The sequence below is a fragment of the Arthrobacter sp. efr-133-TYG-104 genome, assembly GCF_030208915.1.
Classification (GTDB): domain Bacteria; phylum Actinomycetota; class Actinomycetes; order Actinomycetales; family Micrococcaceae; genus Arthrobacter.
In genome coordinates, this window is record NZ_JARVTA010000001.1 from 246,653 (window position 1) to 264,141 (window position 17,489).

Consider the following 17,489-nt stretch of genomic DNA (forward strand, 5'->3'; position numbering starts at 1 on the left):
ATGACATGCATCACCACAAACTCTCTGGCCGATGGCCGGGAGATCTTCTACTTTGACGACGCAGGCTCCGCCGAGCGGCCCGCCCCATCCCTCGTGGACCACCGGGAACTGCCTGCCCGCCCCAAGCCCGGCGAGCTGCGCTTCGATGCGCTCAGCCGGGAATGGGTGGCCGTCGCCGCGCACCGGCAGTCGCGCACCCACCTGCCCCCGGCGGACCAGTGCCCGATCTGTCCGACGACGCCGGCCAACCAGACCGAGATCCCGGCGCCGGACTACGACGTGGCCGTCTTTGAAAACCGCTTCCCCTCGCTCGGCCCTGACGCCCACGAGATTCCCGCGGCGCCGGTCTGGGGGACCACAGGACCCGCGACAGGCCGGTGCGAAGTGGTGGCGTTCACCCCGCAGCACACCGGGTCCTTCGCCGAACTGGGCTGGCTCCGGACCCGCACGGTGATTGACGCCTGGGCCCACCGGACGCAAGCGCTGAGCGCGCTGCCCGGCATCCAACAGGTCTTCCCGTTCGAAAACCGGGGCGCCGACATCGGCGTCACCCTGCACCACCCGCACGGGCAGATCTACGCCTATCCCTACGTAACACCGCGCGCCGCGGTGCTGGCCGCCGCAGCCGGCGAGTTCGCCGCCACGACGGACGGCACGGCAACGCTCACCTCCTCCCTGCTCCAGGCCGAACGCAGCGACGGCAGCCGCATGGTCCTCGAGGGCGCACACTTCAGCGCCTACGTCCCGTTCGCGGCACGCTGGCCCCTGGAAGTCCACCTCGTCCCGCACCGCCAGGTCCCGGACCTCGCCGCCCTGGACGGGGCCGAGCGCGACGAGCTGGCGGAGCTGTACCCGGAGCTCCTCAAGCGCTTTGACGCCCTGTATCCGACGCCGACCCCCTACATCGCGGCCTGGCACCAGGCTCCGCTGGCGCCCGCCATGCGCCGGGCCGGTCACTTGCACCTGCAGCTGACGTCGCCGCGCCGCGCGGCGGACAAGCTGAAGTACCTGGCCGGATCCGAGGCCGCCATGGGTGCCTTCATCAACGACACCACCCCCGAATCCGTCGCGGCCCGGCTGCGCGAAGTGGCCGCCCCGCCGGCCGGCCTCACAACCCGCCCCGCTCTGGCCCCGGAAGGCGTTTCAGCATGACATCGACAGCACCCAGCAACGCCCGGGCCCACGAGCTGGCGGACCGCTTCGAGGCCACCTTCGGCGCGGCACCGCACGGCGTCTGGGCCGCCCCCGGCCGGGTGAACCTGATCGGCGAGCACACCGACTACAACGAGGGCTTCGTCCTGCCCTTCGCGATCGACAACCGGGCCAGGACCGCCGTGCGGCTCCGTGACGACTCCACCGTCCGGCTGCTGTCCACATCCGGAGACCAGAGGCTCGTTGAGGCCGCCACCACCGCCCTGGCGCCGGGCACCGTCACCCGCTGGGCCAAGTATCCCCTCGGAGTGGTCTGGGCGCTTCAGCAGCACGGCATCGAGGTTCCCGGCTTCGACCTCCTCCTCGATTCCGACGTCCCGCTGGGGGCGGGCCTGTCATCCTCGCACGCGATTGAATGCGCCGTCGCCACCGCCCTCAATGAGCTCACCGGCGCAGGGCTTTCGGCCGAGGAAATGGTCCTGCTGACCCAACACGCGGAAAACGCCTTCGTAGGAGCGCCGACCGGCATCATGGACCAGTCGGCCTCGCTGCGCGGCGCCACCGGCCACGCCGTCTTCCTTGACTGCCGCGACCAATCCGTGGAACTCGTGCCGTTCCAGACCCTCGAGGCCGGACTCGTCCTGCTGGTCATCGACACGAAAGTGGAACATTCACACGCCGACGGCGGCTACGCCTCCCGCCGCGCAGCGTGCGAGCTCGGCGCCGAACGCATGGGCGTAAAAGCCCTGCGGGACGTCGCCGTCGCCGACCTTCAGAACGCCAGCGGACTCCTCGATGCCACCACCTTCCGGCGGGTCCGTCACATCGTCACCGAAAACGACCGCGTGCTGCAAACCGTGGACGTCCTGCAAACCCGGGGACCGGCGCACATCGGCCCTCTCCTCGATGCCAGCCACGCCTCCATGCGGGACGACTTTGAGATTTCCTGCCCCGAGCTCGACCTCGCCGTGGACACGGCCCGGATCCACGGCGCGATCGGGGCACGCATGACCGGCGGCGGCTTCGGCGGCTCGGCCATCGCCCTCACCCCGGTGCAGGACGAGCAGCAGGTCCGCGACGCCGTCACCCGCGCCTTCGCCGACGCAGGGCTCACCCGGCCGGACATCTTCACCGTCACCCCCTCAGCCGGCGCCGCCCGCATCCCCTGATGTGAGGCATGGCCGGCCCCATGAACACGCGACGTTCCAGCCCCCCCATCCCTGAGGAAGCGCCCAATGAAAATTCTGGTCACCGGAGGCACCGGTTACATCGGTTCGCACACCGTTCTGTCCCTGCAGGAAGCCGGCCATGAGGTGGTGGTGATCGACAACCTGGTCAACTCCAGCGAGGAATCGCTGCGCCGGGTTGCCGAGCTCAGCGGCACGCCCGTGGCCTTCCGCCGGGCGGACCTCGTTGATGCGGCGGAGGTGGACGCCGTCTTCGCCGAATACGCGGTCGACGCCGTCATCCACTTCGCCGGCCTCAAAGCCGTCGGGGAATCCGTCCGGGAGCCCCTGATGTATTACCACAACAACCTGGTGGGCACCCTGAACCTGCTCCGGGCGATGGACCGGCACAACGTCCGGTCAATCGTGTTCAGCTCCTCCGCGACGGTGTACGGCGAACACAACCCGATCCCCTACGTGGAGAAAATGGAGATCGGCGCCAACAACCCCTACGGCCGGACCAAGGAACAGATCGAGGACATCCTCGCCGACCTCGGAGCGGCGGACGACCGCTGGCACATCGCCCTCCTGAGGTACTTCAACCCCGTCGGCGCCCACCCCTCCGGCCGGATCGGCGAGGACCCGCAGGGCATCCCCAACAACCTTGTGCCCTTCATCGCCCAAGTGGCCGTGGGTCGGCGCGAGAAGCTGATGGTCTTCGGTGGCGACTACGACACCCCGGACGGCACCTGCCTGCGCGACTACATCCACGTGGTGGACCTGGCCGAAGGACACGTCGCCGCGCTCAACCACGTGGCGGGCCGGCCCGGCGTCTACCGCTGGAACCTCGGCTCGGGCAAGGGCTCCTCCGTTCTCGAGGTCCTGCACTCCTTCGAAAAAGCCGTGGGCCGCCCGATCCCCTACGAGCGCGCCGGACGCCGCGTCGGCGACCTCCCCGCCTTCTGGGCCGACGCGGCCTCGGCCCAGGCGGACCTGGGCTGGTCCGCCACCAAGACTGTGGACCAGATGTGCGAGGACCACTGGCGCTGGCAGAACAACAACCCGCACGGCTACAACGCCTAAGACCGGCATCCTCCCTTTCAGCAACCGTCACAGAGTGACATCGTCATCCGGTCAGATAAATACGCCGCCGCCGTCTGCATGCAGGCGGCCGCATTGCGCCGAGCACCGACACGGTAGCAGCCCCTCTGACCGTTCGATTTCAGAGTCGTGAGCCCAGTGCCGGAGAATATCGTGCCCTGGGCCAATCGGATCCGCGAGGGCGGCTACACCTTTGACGGGGGTCAAGGAGGGGTGCCTTGCGCAAAAGTCGAATATCAGACGCAAACGATTTCGTGGATTCCTAAATTGACTCCTCTACGTGCCTTGCAACCCTTGGGATACGAGACGTCTCACTGACTCTGTCCCGTAAGATCCTGATTCCCGTGGAATCTCGCGACTTTCTCTACGCCCGGCGATTCTCATAACTATGTCTCGAAACCTTCTGCTTGAATTGGTGTACTAATCATTAGTTATGAGACACATTGGAGGCAGGCGTGTCGAAGCCTATTGGCTATGCGCGGGTTTCGACGCGGCAGCAGTCCACTGACCGGCAGCGGGCGGATCTATTGGAGGCCGGCGTTCGGCGTGATGACCTCTACGTTGACCAAGGTGTCTCCGGAGCGCGCGCGTCGCGACCCCAGTTCGATCGAGCACTCGAGGCACTCATGGATGGTGACACCCTCGTCATCACGACTTTGGACCGGCTCGGGCGATCCACTCAGAACATGCTTGCCTTCGCCGACGAACTCCGCAGCAGGGGCGCTGGCCTGCGCGTCCTGAACTTGGGCGGAGGCGAAGTGGACACAGCAACACCGATGGGCTCTATGTTGTTCACGATCATGGCCGCCCTCGCGCAGATGGAACACGAGATCAAGCGCGAACGCGTCACTGATTCCATAATCAAGCGAAGAGAAGCTGGCAAGGACCTTGGCGGCCGGCCCCGCCGGGTTACTGATAGTCAGATCAGAAGTGCTGTTCGCCTGGTCAAGGGTGGCGAGCCCGCGGCGCAGGTTGCCCGGGATCTCGGTATGTCCCGAGCGACGTTCTACAGGCGGTCACGAGCGCTTGCCGACTAGCAGGGCGACATTTAGCGCTGCAAAAAGACCGCCATTTATCGCCGACAGTCACACCTCACCGCGCGTCGTTGGGGTAGCGGATCCCCAGCTGGGACCGCACTCCGTCAAAGAGCCGCATGACGTTGACCGAGTCTTCCCACGGCATGACAGGGCTTTCCGGGAGTCCCTGCTGCACGCAGCGCGTGACTTCCCGGAGCTCGTAGGTGTAGCCGGTACCCACGACGTCGAACTGCTCCCGGCGCGGTTCATCCCACCCGACTCGGATCACCAGTTCGCTGGGATTGTTCACTGATCCGACAGCCTGCAAGTACCCGAGCCCGCCAGCCACCGTAGCTGTCCGCGGACCATGGGCCATCAACGACGACGTCAGCTGCGCCTGGGCGCCGCTCGCATACCCCAAGGTCAGGGCATTCTGTACATCCACGCCGTCCTCGTTCAGGGACCCGATCGCGGTCACCGACTGTGGGAACTCCAACGTCCCGAGCGCCCACAGCAAGGGGTAGACGGTGAGATCCAGCAGTGCGCCGCCGCCGTCGTTCAGCGCCCAAATACGGGCCGAAGGATCATACGGGGCAGGGAATCCCAGGTCCGCGCTGACCCATTGGATCTCTCCGAGTTCGCCGGAAGCCGCTATGGAAATGCCCGTTGCATGCTGGGCAGGAACCGGCTCCACATGGCCTCCATGAAGAACACGTTCCGCTCCCGCGCCAACGTGGCCAGTTGCGCGGCTTCGCGGGCGTTGATGGTCACTGTTTTCTCGCACAGGACGTGCTTTCCGGCGCGCAGCGCCGCTGAGGCAACCTCGAAATGCTGGGCATGGGGAGTAGCCACGTAGACCACCTCGACGGCGGGATCTTCAACCATGCGCTGGTAGCCGGGGACACCGCCGTCGTCGCCGTATGCCTTGGCGAACCCGTGCTCGGCGGCGAAGGCGTCGGCGGCAGCCTGCTTCCGGGAACTCACCGCGTAAAGTTCGGCGTCCTCAAGCAACGCCAAGTCCTTGGAAACGGACGTGGCGATGTTGCCGGTGGACACGACGCCCCACTGCAGGCGCCGGCCCGTGGCTGCCCGAGGATCCTGGTTGGCCTGCGTGGAAAGCCATGGCTGGGCGATAGGGAGCGTCATGCCTGCCATCCTCTCACCCCCGCGGCCCACTTGCCCGGAACCATTCCAGGTTCCCGGCAAGTGGGCCCAACAATCACCGAAGTGAGCCCTTCCTGGCCTCTTCGGTGAGCCGTCCCTGCTGAAGACGGAAGCAGCGTTCGGTCTTTTGCGCGAGGCTGCGGTCGTGCGTGACCACCAGGATGGTGGTGTTGTGGTCCCGGCTCAGCGAGCTCAAGAGCTCGATGATGTGCTCCCCGGTCTGCTCGTCCAGGTTGCCCGTGGGCTCGTCAGCGAGGATCAGCTTGGGCTCGTTCGCAAGCGCCCTGGCAATTGCCACCCGCTGCTGTTCACCGCCGGACAGGCGGTTGACCTTGCGCGTCTGTTTCTCCGGATCCAACTGCACCTGCTCCAGTAACTCCTTGGCCCGCTGCAGCCGCTTTGCTTTGCGCACGCCCGCGAACTCCATGGGCAGCATGACATTGTCCAAGGCGGTGAGGTTGGGGATCAGGTTGAACTGCTGGAATACGAAGCCGATGTCCCGACGGCGGTACTCGGTCAGCTTGCTGTCCGGCAGCCCGGCCAGGCTCACGCCGTCGACGACGACGTCACCACTGGTTGGCTTGTCCAGCGCACCCAGCAGGGACAACAGTGTGCTCTTACCGCTGCCGCTCTTGCCGACGATGGACGCCAGCGTTCCCCGCTCGAGCTCGAAACTGACGCCGTTGACGGGTTTGATGGTCCGGTCACCGGACTTGAACTGACGGACCAGGTCCTTGACTTCAATCACGGCTATTCTCCTCGGAGTACTTCGATGGGGCGGACGCGGGCGGTAAGCAACGCCGGAATCAACGCGCCGATAATTGCTGCAGCGAACACTGCTGCGATGCCGATGGCTATAACTCCCGGCGATGCTGTGGCCGTGACGGAGGTGAGCAGTTGAGACGCACCACCAAACGGGCCGCCTTGACCGCCCCCACCGAACCCGCCGCCACCGAACCCGCCGCCACGCTGGGTGGGGCCGGCGGTCGTCGTGGTGGTGTTCGAACTGATCAAAGCCGAGGCGATCCCGCCGCTGGCGAAGGAAGCGATCGCTGCACCGACAACACTTCCCAACGCAACGAGCACGAGGGCCTCGAGGACGAACTGCAGTCCAATGGTGCGGTTGCGTGCACCGATGGCTTTCAAGACCCCGATCTCACGCCGGCGCTCACGAACCAGCATCACCATGATGAGCAGGATTATGATCCCGGCGGTGGCCAAGGCTGCGATGAAGGCGACCATGGAGATGTTCTTGACGCTGCCCAGCGAACTGACGGCGGTGGCAAGGTTGCGCTGTCCTTGGGTGACGTCGGCTTTGCTCGCACCGAGTGCGTTTTGGACGGCCGTCTTGGTGCTGTCCACGTTGTCCATGCTGTTCACCGTGACGATCATCGAGGACAGTTCATCAGGGGTTGCGGCCAGTGCTTGGGCTTCGGGGAGGGTCACGTAGACTGCGTTGTTGCCGAAGGTCGTTCCCGCATCGAAGATACCCGCGACTGTAAACGTCTTGTCCTCAATGGTGAAGGTTGAGCCGGCCTTGAGGTTGTTCTTCTCCGCCAGCGTGGTCCCTACCAATGCCTTCGCAGAGGCAGCTGTGTAATCACCCAGCCCGGTGCCGCTGGTGATGGCTAGGGCTTTACCAGCGGCATCCACCTCTGCGCCGATTCCCGTAGCAGTGATGGGGAGACTCCGGGCAGGCTGTGTGCCAGTGGTGCCTGCGCCTGTGCCGGTGGAGCCGTTGTTGCGGTTGCCCAGCGTTCCGGCGTCGATCGCTGCCGTCAGGTTGGTGGTAACGTTCGTTTGCTGTCCGCCCGGAGCGGCGCCGCCCGGCCCGGCGGCCTGCGTGGTGTCAGTGGTCGAACCGGTGGTTGCAGTCCGTAGCCGCAAGGCCTTGGTGCCCACCACGGAGGTGACGTTGGTAACGGCCGCGGCGGTCTTCGCTTCGGCGGTGGTCAGTGGTTCTCCGCCGCCTTCAAAGCCTTGGCCGCCGGCCGGATTCACTGTCAGCGTGGTGCCTACCGAAGCGTTGAGCTCCTGCACCTTGGCGCCCACGGCCTGGTTGGCCACGAGCATGGCCAGTGCCAAGCCGATGGCCACGGCCAACACTGCAACTACCGCAGCCGTTCTGATTTTATTGCGGAAGGCATTGCCTACGCTCCTGGCAAGGACGCTCACGTTTCTCCTTTGGACCTGCTGGTGGCCCGCTGGAACGGGGCCGCAGGTCCAACATTGCCCAGCGCCGCTGTGCGCTGAGCCAGCCCAGGCTATGTGTGGGCTGTGAAAGGTGAGCGGGCCACTGCTTTTAGGGCAGTGCAAAAGCCCCAACGCAAAAGCCCCAACCCGCCGTGTGGCGGATCGGGGCTTCCGTGTTGCTTTTATGCGGTGTTGCTTATGATCAATTACTTCGTGATCGGGCCGAGTACCGGATCGTCCACGTAGGCCGTCTTGACGTTGTCCTTGGTCACGATCTGTGGCGGCAGGAGGTACGCCGGAACAGTCTTGACACCATTCTTGTAGGAGTCCTTGTCGTTGATCTCCAGCTGCTTGCCTGCCTGCAGGTCCTTCACCATGGTGATGGCGTGCTCAACGAGCTTGCGGGTGTCCTTGTTGATGGTGGAGTACTGCTCGCCGGCCATGATGGACTTGACGGACTCAACTTCGGAGTCCTGGCCCGTGACGACAGGAAGCGGTTTGCCGGCCGCCTTGACCGAGGTCAGGATGGCGCGGGCCAGGGTGTCATTGGGGGACAGTACGCCGTCCAGCGAAGCGCTGGTGTAGGAACCCGCGATCAGGGTATCCATGCGCTTCTGGGCATTTTCTGCCTTCCAGCCCTGGGTAACGGCCTGTTCGAACGAGGTCTGGCCGGAAACTACCTTGAGGGTACCGTCGTCGATCTTCGGCTTCAGGATGCTCATGGCGCCGTCGAAGAAGACCTTGGCGTTGGCGTCATCCGGGGATCCGGCGAAGAGTTCGATGTTGTACGGGCCGGAGGGCTTCTTGGCCTTCAGTCCGTCCAACAGCGCCTGGCCCTGGAGCACGCCGACCTTGAAGTTGTCGTAGGCCACGTAGTAGTCCACGTTGGCGGTGTTCAGGAGCAAGCGGTCGTAAGCGATGACGGTGGCACCGGCATCCTTGGCCTGCTTGAGCTGCGTACCCAGCTGGGCGCCGTCGATGGCTCCCACAATAATGACCTTGGCACCCTTGGTGACCATGGCGCTGATTTGGTTCTGCTGCTCGGAAACGCCTCCGTTGGCGAACTGGACGTCGGCCTTGAAGCCGGCTCCGGTGAGCCCGTCGTTGAACAGCTTCTCCGCGAGGACCCAGTTTTCACTGGTCTTCTGCGGAAGTGCGACGCCGATCAGCGAGTCCTTGGGGAACGCCTCCGCACCTGCACTGTTGCTGCTGCTGGACCCACTGTCCGTGCGGCCGCAGGCTGTCAGCGCCAGTGCCGCGATGGCAGCGACTGCTGCTGCCTTTCCTGCTTTACCAAACATTCGCATATCTTGGTTCACTTTCTGTATGGGTGGTGGAGCGAGTCGTTGGGAGCCGGTTCTAGGCCTCCCGGGAAATGACCTCTTTGGTTTGGGTGGTTTCGTCCGGCGTGAGCTCGTTGTTGTTGCGCTGGAAATTCTTCAACAACATGCCTGTGATGGACCTCTTGCCTTGGGACTTGTTGTAAACATCGAAGGCCACTGCCGCCAGGAGCACCAGGCCCTTGATGATCTGGGTCAGGTCAGCACCCACGCCCAGCAGTTGGAGGCCATTGTTCAGGACGGCCATCACGAGGCCACCGACAATGGAGCCGATAACGGTACCCACGCCACCGGTGACGGCTGCGCCACCGATGAACACTGCTGCAATGGCGTCCAGTTCCCAGCCGACGCCGTCGAACGGGCCGGAAGCGGTGGACCGGGCAACGAAGATCATGCCGGCCAGGCCTGCCAGGATGGACATGTTCATCATGACCATGAAGTTCACCTTCTTGGACTGCACACCGGACAGCTCCGCCGCGTGGCGGTTGCCACCCACGGCGTACACGTGGCGGCCGAGGACTGTCTTGTCTGCGATGAAGCCGTAGATGAGGACCAGTACCGCCAGAATGAGTCCGGGGACGGGGAACGATGTGCCCGGGCGGCCCGTGGCGAACAGGTAGGTGGCGTATAGGATCGCAGCGCAGATCAGGACCAGCTTGGTGGTATCGACCCACATTTCAGGTACATCGGCACCCAGTGCCTTGTTGGCTGCACGCCTCCGGAGGGACATGATGACCACGAAGGCCGCAGCCAGCACGCCTAGAAGGAGCGTCATGTTGTTGTAGCCGGTGTTCGGTCCAATTTCGGGCAGGTACCCCGAACCAATGAACTGGAAGTCTTCCGGCACTGGAATGGTGTTGGACTTGCCCACGAACTGGTTGAAACCGCGGAACAGGAGCATGCCTGCCAGGGTCACGATGAAGGCGGGGATGCCCACATAGGCTGTCCAGAAGCCTTGCCACGCACCGATCAGGGCACCCAGCGCCAGGCCGAACAGCACGCCCATGTACCAAGGGATGCCCCAGTCGCGGATGGCAAGAGCTACGGAGACACCTACGAAGGCCGCGACGGAACCGACCGAGAGATCGATGTGGCCGGCGATGATCACCAGGACCATGCCGATGGCCAGGATCAGGATGTAGGCATTGCCGTTGAACAGGTTGATCACGTTGCCGGGCGTCAGGGTCCGGCCCTCGGTGAAGATCTGGAAGAAGACGATAAGTGCCACCAGGGCGAATATCATGCCGAACTGGCGGGAATTGCCACCAAATAGCTTCTTGAGCGCGTTCATTGTTTTGGTCCTTGTGTCAGGAAGGGGTGAGGCTGGGCCACGGTCAGGCGGTCTTTCGGGCGGAAGTCATGAGCTTCATGAGGCTTTCCTGGCTTGCTTCGCTTTTATCCAGGACACCGGTAATGGCGCCCTCGAAAATTGTGTAGATACGGTCGGACAGGCCCAGGAGCTCAGGAAGCTCCGAGGAGATGACGATCACTCCCTTGCCTTGGTTGGCCAGCCTCTGGATGATCCCGTAAATCTCGTACTTGGCACCCACATCGATGCCGCGCGTGGGCTCATCCAGGATGAGGAGGTCAGGGTCAGTGAACATCCACTTGGCCAGGACAACCTTCTGCTGGTTCCCACCGGAGAGCTTGGCCACGCCTTCCTCCACCGATGGGGTCTTGGTCCGGAGGGACTTGCGGTATTCCTCGGCCACCGAAAATTCCTTGCGCGTATCAACCACCGAGTGCTTGCTGATCCCCCGTAGGTTGGCAGCAACGGTGGTGGTCTTGATGTCATCGAGCAGGTTCAAGCCCAGTGATTTGCGGTCCTCGGTGACGTAACCGAGTCCGGCGTCGATCGCTGCGCGCACGGAGCGGAGCTGAACCGGCTTGCCGTCCTTGTAGACCTGGCCCTTGATGAACTTGCCGTAGGAGTGTCCGAAAATTGAGCGAGCGAGTTCGGTCCGGCCGGCGCCCATGAGACCTGCGAAACCGACGATCTCGCCGCGGCGGACGTAGAAGTTCGAACCCTTGCAGATGAGCCGGTCCTGGATCTGCGGGTGCCCGACCGTCCAGTCCTTCACCTCGAAGAACACCTCGCCGATCTTCGGCTCGTGATCCGGGAAACGGGACTCGAGCGTCCTGCCCACCATGCCCTTGATGATGCGGTCCTCGTCAACACCATCGCGCTTGACGTTCAACGTCTCGATGGACTTTCCGTCGCGGATGATGGTGATCTCGTCCGCGATCTGTTCGATCTCGTTGAGCTTGTGGGAAATCATGATGGAGGTGATGCCCCGGCCCTTGAGCCCGCGGATCAAGTCCAGCAGGTGCTGGGAGTCGGATTCGTTCAGCGCCGCAGTCGGCTCATCCAGGATCAGGAGCTTCACGGATTTGTTCAGCGCCTTGGCGATTTCCACCAACTGTTGCTTGCCGACACCGATTTCCTTGATGGGGGTGTCCGGATCGTCGCGCAAACCGACGCGTGCCAGCAGGTCCAGCGAACGCTTACGCGCCTCAGCCCAGTCAATGACGCCCCATTTGGTGGGTTCATTGCCCAGGAAGATATTCTCCATGATCGAAAGTTCCGGAATCAGGGCCAGTTCCTGGTGGATGATCACGATGCCGGCTGCTTCACTGGCGCGGATGTCTTTGAATTGCTGGGTTTCTGCCTGGTACACGATGTCGCCGGTGTAGCTCCCGTAGGGGTAGACACCGGACAGAACCTTCATGAGCGTCGACTTGCCGGCGCCGTTCTCACCGCAGATCGCGTGGATCTCGCCGGCCATGACCCGCAAGCTCACGTTCGACAAGGCCTTCACGCCCGGGAATTCCTTGGTGATCGACCGCATCTCCAAGAGGATGGGATCACCTTGCGTGTTGAGGGTTGTCATCAGCCCTTACGCCTCCAATGCAGACTTCGTTGTCGGCCCCGCAAACGGCGGAGCTGTCTGATGAAAAAGTAAACTGGATCACCCGTCTTGTCGTCAAGACTTGAACGCATGATGAAGCTAACGATTTCGTTACCTACCGGTAATACCGGCATGTTGAAACACCAAAGCGGCTGCTCCAAGAGCTTCCGCACGAGCCCCCAAAGAGGACATGGCGAGGTGCGTTGTCTCGCCCACCACCGGCACCGCATGGCGAATCAGGCCCCGGCGAATGGGCTCCAGGAGGAGGTCCCCGAGTCCCGCCAAGGGGCCCCCAACAACAATGACTTCCGGGTTGATGAGGTTAGTGACGTTGCCCAAAGCGCGCCCCACGGCCAAGCCGGCGTCGTCCACCACGCGCTGGGTGGCGGAGTCTCCGGCGAGGCAGTTGCGGACGATGTCCTGCGGGGTCAACAGCCGGTCTTGGCCGCGTCCCAGCAGTTCGATCATGGTGGTGGTGGACGCTATCGTTTCGAGGCAACCGCGGTTCCCGCAACGGCACACCAAGCCGTGCTCATGGATGGTTGCATGACCGATTTCCCCGGTGATGCCCACGTTCCCGTAGTAAGGGAATCCGTTGAGTATCAAGCCTGCGCCGATGCCCGAGCCGACCTTGAGGAACATGAGGTTGGAGACTCCGCTGTGCGGCCCCCAAGTCACCTCGGCCAAGGCACCAAGGTTGGCGTCGTTGTCAACAAAGACGGGGCAATCCAGCGCTTCCTCCAAGCGGTGGAGGATGTCGATGCCCACCCATTCGGGGAGGATGGCGCCTTGCGCCACGGTGCCGGTCCGGCGGTCGATGGGGCCTGGTATACCGGCGCCCGCACCCACCACCGCGCTGCGGGAAATGCCGTTGTTCTCGAGCAAGGTATCCAGCAGTTGAACCGCCGTCGCAATGCCTTCCTCTGCTTGGTGCCCCAGCGGCAGTTCGACGTAATCCTCGGCAATAACGTGGTAGCCCAATGAGGCCAGGACCACGCGTAAGTGTCGGCGGCCGAAGTCGATTCCGACGGCGACTGCACCGTTGCTGTTGAGCCGTACATTTGTTGCGCGGCGCCCCGAACTCGTGGTCGGCTCCGTTGCTACCAGCCCGGCGTCCTGCATGATCTTCACGATGTTGGACACTGTTGCGGTGGAAAGGCCGGTCTGCCGGGAGAGCTCCGCCTGCGTGGATGGCCCGCTGAGAAGGCATTCGATGATTCGTTGCTGATTCTGGTGGCGCAAGGCTGACTGCGAGCCGGGTTTTCTCGGCTGGCTCTTCGTTGAGCGCTGGGTAGCGGGCATGACAAGAGAGTGCCCCAAAAACGTTGTTGTAGTCAAGAAGTGAACGCAAGGAGTCAAGGTTCCCCGACATACTCCAACGCATGATCTGCCCAAATCTGGCGTTGTGGGGCCCGCTATGCTCCCTGAAAAGCGCGAAAGGCGTGTAGAGCGGGCCTCGCAACGAAGGGTAGGGGTGTCGACAGCGTGCAATGCGTCTCGTATGGTCCGCCCTCGGGTCCAAATGCCCGGGTGGCGCCCCAACCGAGGCGCCTAGGCTGGAAGGGAACAAAGAACACACTTCGCGGAACACCCTGGGCCGGGAAGCGAACACAAGGTGGTAATGATGCTGCTGTCCCTCCTGCAAGCAAACGCGTCGGTCCTCGACGTCGATGCCAACCTTCGCGTCATTGACGACGCCGCCAGCCGGGCTGCGCGGGCAGGGGCTGGGTTGCTCCTCACCCCCGAGCTGTTCCCTGTGGGCTACGCGCCCCTGCGCCTGCACGCCGAATTCGACCCCTCCACACTTCCCGGGATCCGGGCCCGCCTCGCCGAGATCGCAGCCAGGCACAACATCGGACTCGTGTACAGCCTTCCCGCCCTCGGCAACGACCAAAATGCCTGGAATATCACCGCGACTTTGCTGGATGCCGCGGGTAAGGAAGTCCTCAACTACGCCAAGGTCCATCTCTTCGGTCCGGAGGAACACAAGGCGTTCGTCGGCGCCCAAGAACCCCCTGCCGTCGTGGACTTCATGGGAATCCAAACCTCGATGCTGATCTGCTACGACGTCGAATTCCCCGAAGCGGTGCGGGCTGCGGCCACACGCGGCGCCGAGCTCCTGCTGGTGCCCACCGCGCTGTCGGCAGGATTCGACAATGTGCCCCAGGTGCTCATCCGCGCCCGTGCGCTGGAGAGCCAGCTCAACGTGGCGTACGCCAACCACAGCGGACACGAGGACGTGTACGACTTCCTGGGCGGCAGCGTCATTGCAGGACCGGACGGTTCCCTGCTGGCTGCCGCGGGGGAGTCTGCCGCGCTCTTGTTCGCCGAGATCGGCACAGACGCCGTGAAAGCCGCCCGCGAGGAAGTCCCGTACCTGCGCGAACGCCGGCCGGGCCTGTACGCGCAGTGGGACCCGCAGGCCTAGGTGTACTCGGCCACCAGCTCCTCAACGTACTGCAGCGCAAACCACAGCTCGGCGCGCACCTGCGCGGCGTTGAGGTCCATGTCCAGGAGTTCGCCCACGACGCCGACCTGCCGCCGAACGCTGTTACGGTGCAGTCCCAGCAGTTTGGCCGAACCGTCCCAACTTCCGTTCTCGCTCAGCCAACCCCGGAGGACAACAAGGAGTGGATCCCTGCGCTCCGGTTCAAGGGAAAGAATGGGCGCAAGCAGCCGTTCGGCCAGCAGGGTCCCCGCTTCACGTCCCAGAAGGCCTGCGACAGACCAGGAGACCTCCTCCACACGCGCGCTTTTGCCGGTTGAAAGAACCCTGCTTCGGAGCGAGCTGACACGCTGATAGGCAGCGCTGAGTTCCGTCATCTCGGTCGGTTCGCCGATGACCAGGCGCCAGCCCAGCTTCTCCACATCGGCCACGAGGGGCTCATCAACCCTGAGACGCGTGATCGCGGCGAAGCCGTACTCGGTGATCTCCACGAGTTTGGTATCAAACAGCCTTCGCCACTGAAGTAGTTCGCGCACGGGCCCCTCGTCGGCGGCGTCGAGCCTGATGCCTTGCACCACGCGCATCTGGGCCGAGCGGGTTGAGGACAAACTCTGGGCCAGCAGGTCCTTCAAACCGTTCACTTGGTTGGTCCCGCCGGATACCAGGGACTCCGGGTGCAGCAGCGCCGCGGTGGCAAGTTGGCTCGGAGCCAACGAACCGCTGGTCCGTTGCCGCACCAGAAGTTCCAGCAGCCCCACGGCAGACTGCACCACGTTGTTCTGGGCAGGCGTCAGGGGAGCGTCGGACCCGAGGATCAGCGCACCGAGGTTCGCGTCCTTGGTGCTGCGCAGCGGGTGCCCAAACACCAGCGCGGACCCGGGCTGGTCAAAGCCCTCCATTTCCACGCGAGGCCCACTCCCGGACAACAACCGTTCCAGCATGGGCGCCAGCAATGAATGTTCGACGCCGGTGCTGCCGGCGCCGTTGCTGCCACGGGCGTTGCTGCCGCGGGCCCGCACCCGCCCGTCCGCCCCGACCAACAGTGCCCACACCGGAACCCGCTGCACCAAGGCAGCCAACAATTCGTGCTCCGGCCTGGGGGAGAGGACTGCCCGCATGAGCTGCCTGTTGGTCTCGGCCAACTGTCGGAACACCCTGGCGTTATCCGACTCAAGGAGTTGCGAGAACTCCAGCCCGATCGCAGCAAACGGCAGCGATTCGGGGACCTCGAACAGGGTCAGGTTGTGCTTGCGGCAGGCGGCCAGCAGTTCGTCCGGGACGGCGTCGAAATAAGGGCGGATACCAAACCCTAGGGCGGCCACCTTCGCTCCGACGAGCCGCTGGACGTACTCGTCCACCTTCCGCGCCGAGCCGCCCTCCCCAAGGAAGGGCAGCCCGGCGGTGAGCAGGAACTCGCCCTCCGGGAGGTAAGGCGTGGGATCCTCGAGCTCACTCGGTTCGACCCACCGCAGCAGCTCGCCGCCGCTGCCGCCGTCGTGAAGCGTGACCAACCCGGGCGGCAACTTGGCCAGGAACTGGTCGAGCGTGACGAAGCTCAGGCGGGCGGTGGCGGGCTCAGGCGTCATGGACCTGCCCGGCGGCGGCCGGCTCCTGGTAGTCGGGGCACTGGTACGCGGTTTGTCCTTCTCGGTTCGCCGCGTAGACCCGGGGCAGCCGGGGTGCGATCCTGTTGATGATTTCGTCGCCGTGGCTGCCGATTGCCGCGCCCCAGTCGTCGGCGCTCGCCGCCCCTCCCTTCGGATCGCCGAACAACAGGGCGGTATCGCCGACGTCGATCCCCGAGGCGTCGGCTCCAAGGTCCACCATGAACTGGTCCATGCATACCTTGCCGATCACGGGCACGCTACGGCCGGCGATGGTAACCAACGAACGGCCGCTGATACCTTTCGGAATGCCATCCGCGTACCCGAGGGGGATGAGGCCCAAGTAGCGCGGTTCGTAGGTGATGGCCTGGTGTTCATAGCTGACTCCGGTGCCCGCGGGGACTTTCTTGACCATCACCAAAGGCGCGGTGACGCTGAGCGCCGGGCGGAGTCCGAAGTCGGCAGGATCCAAGTGGTCGGCCGGCGCGAGGCCATAGATGGCCAGCCCTGCGCGGACCATGTCGAAATGGAATTCCGGGCGCTCCAGGATGTTCGCCGAGCTGGAAACGTGCCTGAGCTCGGGGCTCAGTCCAGCCTCACGGGCCTCCTGGACAGCGTCTTCGAACTCCACGACGGCGGCGGAGTTACCTGGGTGGGCTGGAACGTCGGCCCAGGCCAAGTGGGTCCAGATTCCGCGGACCTGCACCGTCCCGTCGAGCTCGGCCAACCGTGCCTGGCTGGTCAGTCCGCTCCAGTCCTCCTTGCGGGCGCCACCGCGGCTGAGGCCGCTGTCCAGCTCGAGATGCACGACGGCGGGGCGTCCCAGGCCGCGGGCGATGCCCGCCAAAACCTCGAGCTGGCGGACGCTGCCGAGGGACACATCGATGCCGTATTCGAGAGCTTCGCGAATTGTGGCACTCGTCTGGGATGCCAGATAGAGCCATGAGAGGATCGGCACTTCGATGCCGGCTTTCCGTAGGGCAATCGCCTCGCTCAGCTGCGCGGTGCCCAGCCAATCTGCGCCGGAATCGACGGCGGTCCTAGCTACTTCGACGAGTCCGTGTCCGTAGGCGTTGCCCTTGACGACGGCCATGAAGTGGGGTGCCCCTGTGCGCTCCTTGAGGACCCTGATGTTGTCTGAAATTGCGGACAGATCCACTTTGACCTGACCCGAGAGGGCTGCAGCGGCATCCTCTTGATAATGTGCATTACGTCTCATGGATGATCACTATAGGTCATTTTGCACCACATTGAGAGGTGGCTCACATGCCAGTCTTGTGGAGGGGAAATCGGAAACTACTTTGAAGGGACGTCAAAGGTGACTGTGCCTGTGAACACCCAGAACGCACTTACTGACAGCGTGGCAAGGCCCCGTCTGGGCACCCAATTGCTGCGCCG

General features: G+C 64.0%; 13 protein-coding genes and 1 pseudogene. 5 read left to right on the forward strand and 9 right to left on the reverse strand.

Annotation, left to right across the window (positions count from 1 at the left end):
* The 4 genes from galT (at window position 1) to QRN04_RS01155 (ending at window position 4,456) form a co-directional block, all read left to right on the forward strand.
* Window positions 1–1,152: a galactose-1-phosphate uridylyltransferase gene (gene galT, locus QRN04_RS01140; protein ID WP_284974515.1), complete on the forward strand. Its 1,152-nt coding sequence runs from the start codon at window positions 1–3 to the stop codon at window positions 1,150–1,152.
* Window positions 1,149–2,321: a galactokinase gene (gene galK / locus QRN04_RS01145; RefSeq protein ID WP_284974308.1), complete on the forward strand. Its 1,173-nt coding sequence runs from the start codon at window positions 1,149–1,151 to the stop codon at window positions 2,319–2,321. Before galT ends, galK begins: the two co-directional genes overlap by 4 nt.
* A 66-nt stretch (window positions 2,322–2,387) precedes the next feature.
* Window positions 2,388–3,401 (forward strand): UDP-glucose 4-epimerase GalE, encoded by a 1,014-nt coding sequence (gene galE, locus QRN04_RS01150; RefSeq protein WP_284974309.1) that lies wholly within the window; start codon window positions 2,388–2,390, stop codon window positions 3,399–3,401.
* 473 nt (window positions 3,402–3,874) lie between these two features.
* Complete coding sequence (locus QRN04_RS01155) at window positions 3,875–4,456, forward strand: recombinase family protein (RefSeq protein WP_284974310.1); 582 nt, start codon at window positions 3,875–3,877, stop codon at window positions 4,454–4,456.
* 55 nt (window positions 4,457–4,511) lie between these two features.
* Here QRN04_RS01155 and QRN04_RS01160 read toward each other — a convergent pair.
* The 7 genes and pseudogenes from QRN04_RS01160 to QRN04_RS01190 all read right to left on the reverse strand — a co-directional run bounded on the left by QRN04_RS01160 (window position 4,512) and on the right by QRN04_RS01190 (window position 13,343).
* A pseudogene (locus tag QRN04_RS01160) lies at window positions 4,512–5,581 on the reverse strand (Gfo/Idh/MocA family protein).
* Window positions 5,582–5,654: 73 nt separating this feature from the next.
* Window positions 5,655–6,347: an ABC transporter ATP-binding protein gene (locus tag QRN04_RS01165; protein WP_284974311.1), complete on the reverse strand. Its 693-nt coding sequence runs from the start codon at window positions 6,345–6,347 to the stop codon at window positions 5,655–5,657.
* 2 nt (window positions 6,348–6,349) lie between these two features.
* The gene (locus tag QRN04_RS01170; protein ID WP_284974312.1) at window positions 6,350–7,774 is read right to left on the reverse strand and encodes an ABC transporter permease; all 1,425 of its coding nucleotides are present in this window, start codon (window positions 7,772–7,774) and stop codon (window positions 6,350–6,352) included.
* A 224-nt stretch (window positions 7,775–7,998) separates the two neighbouring features.
* Window positions 7,999–9,099, reverse strand: coding sequence for a substrate-binding domain-containing protein (locus QRN04_RS01175; RefSeq protein ID WP_284974313.1), 1,101 nt, complete (start codon window positions 9,097–9,099; stop codon window positions 7,999–8,001).
* Between the two features lie 52 nt (window positions 9,100–9,151).
* On the reverse strand, window positions 9,152–10,423 hold the full coding sequence (gene mmsB, locus QRN04_RS01180; RefSeq protein ID WP_284974314.1) for a multiple monosaccharide ABC transporter permease: 1,272 nt from the start codon (window positions 10,421–10,423) through the stop codon (window positions 9,152–9,154).
* Window positions 10,424–10,466: 43 nt separating this feature from the next.
* Window positions 10,467–12,023, reverse strand: coding sequence for a multiple monosaccharide ABC transporter ATP-binding protein (mmsA, locus tag QRN04_RS01185; RefSeq protein ID WP_284974315.1), 1,557 nt, complete (start codon window positions 12,021–12,023; stop codon window positions 10,467–10,469).
* A 129-nt stretch (window positions 12,024–12,152) separates the two neighbouring features.
* On the reverse strand, window positions 12,153–13,343 hold the full coding sequence (locus tag QRN04_RS01190; RefSeq protein ID WP_284974316.1) for an ROK family transcriptional regulator: 1,191 nt from the start codon (window positions 13,341–13,343) through the stop codon (window positions 12,153–12,155).
* Window positions 13,344–13,662: 319 nt separating this feature from the next.
* On the opposite strand from QRN04_RS01190, the gene QRN04_RS01195 reads away from it, so the two are divergent.
* The gene (locus QRN04_RS01195; protein WP_284974317.1) at window positions 13,663–14,469 is read left to right on the forward strand and encodes a carbon-nitrogen hydrolase family protein; all 807 of its coding nucleotides are present in this window, start codon (window positions 13,663–13,665) and stop codon (window positions 14,467–14,469) included.
* On the opposite strand, the gene QRN04_RS01200 is transcribed toward QRN04_RS01195, so the two are convergent.
* Together QRN04_RS01200 and alr are read right to left on the reverse strand one after the other, a co-directional pair.
* Window positions 14,466–16,073 (reverse strand): PucR family transcriptional regulator, encoded by a 1,608-nt coding sequence (locus tag QRN04_RS01200; protein WP_284974318.1) that lies wholly within the window; start codon window positions 16,071–16,073, stop codon window positions 14,466–14,468. The genes QRN04_RS01195 and QRN04_RS01200 overlap by 4 nt on opposite strands.
* Window positions 16,063–17,310: an alanine racemase gene (gene alr / locus QRN04_RS01205; protein WP_284974319.1), complete on the reverse strand. Its 1,248-nt coding sequence runs from the start codon at window positions 17,308–17,310 to the stop codon at window positions 16,063–16,065. Before alr ends, QRN04_RS01200 begins: the two co-directional genes overlap by 11 nt.
* Window positions 17,311–17,489 lie beyond the last annotated feature (179 nt).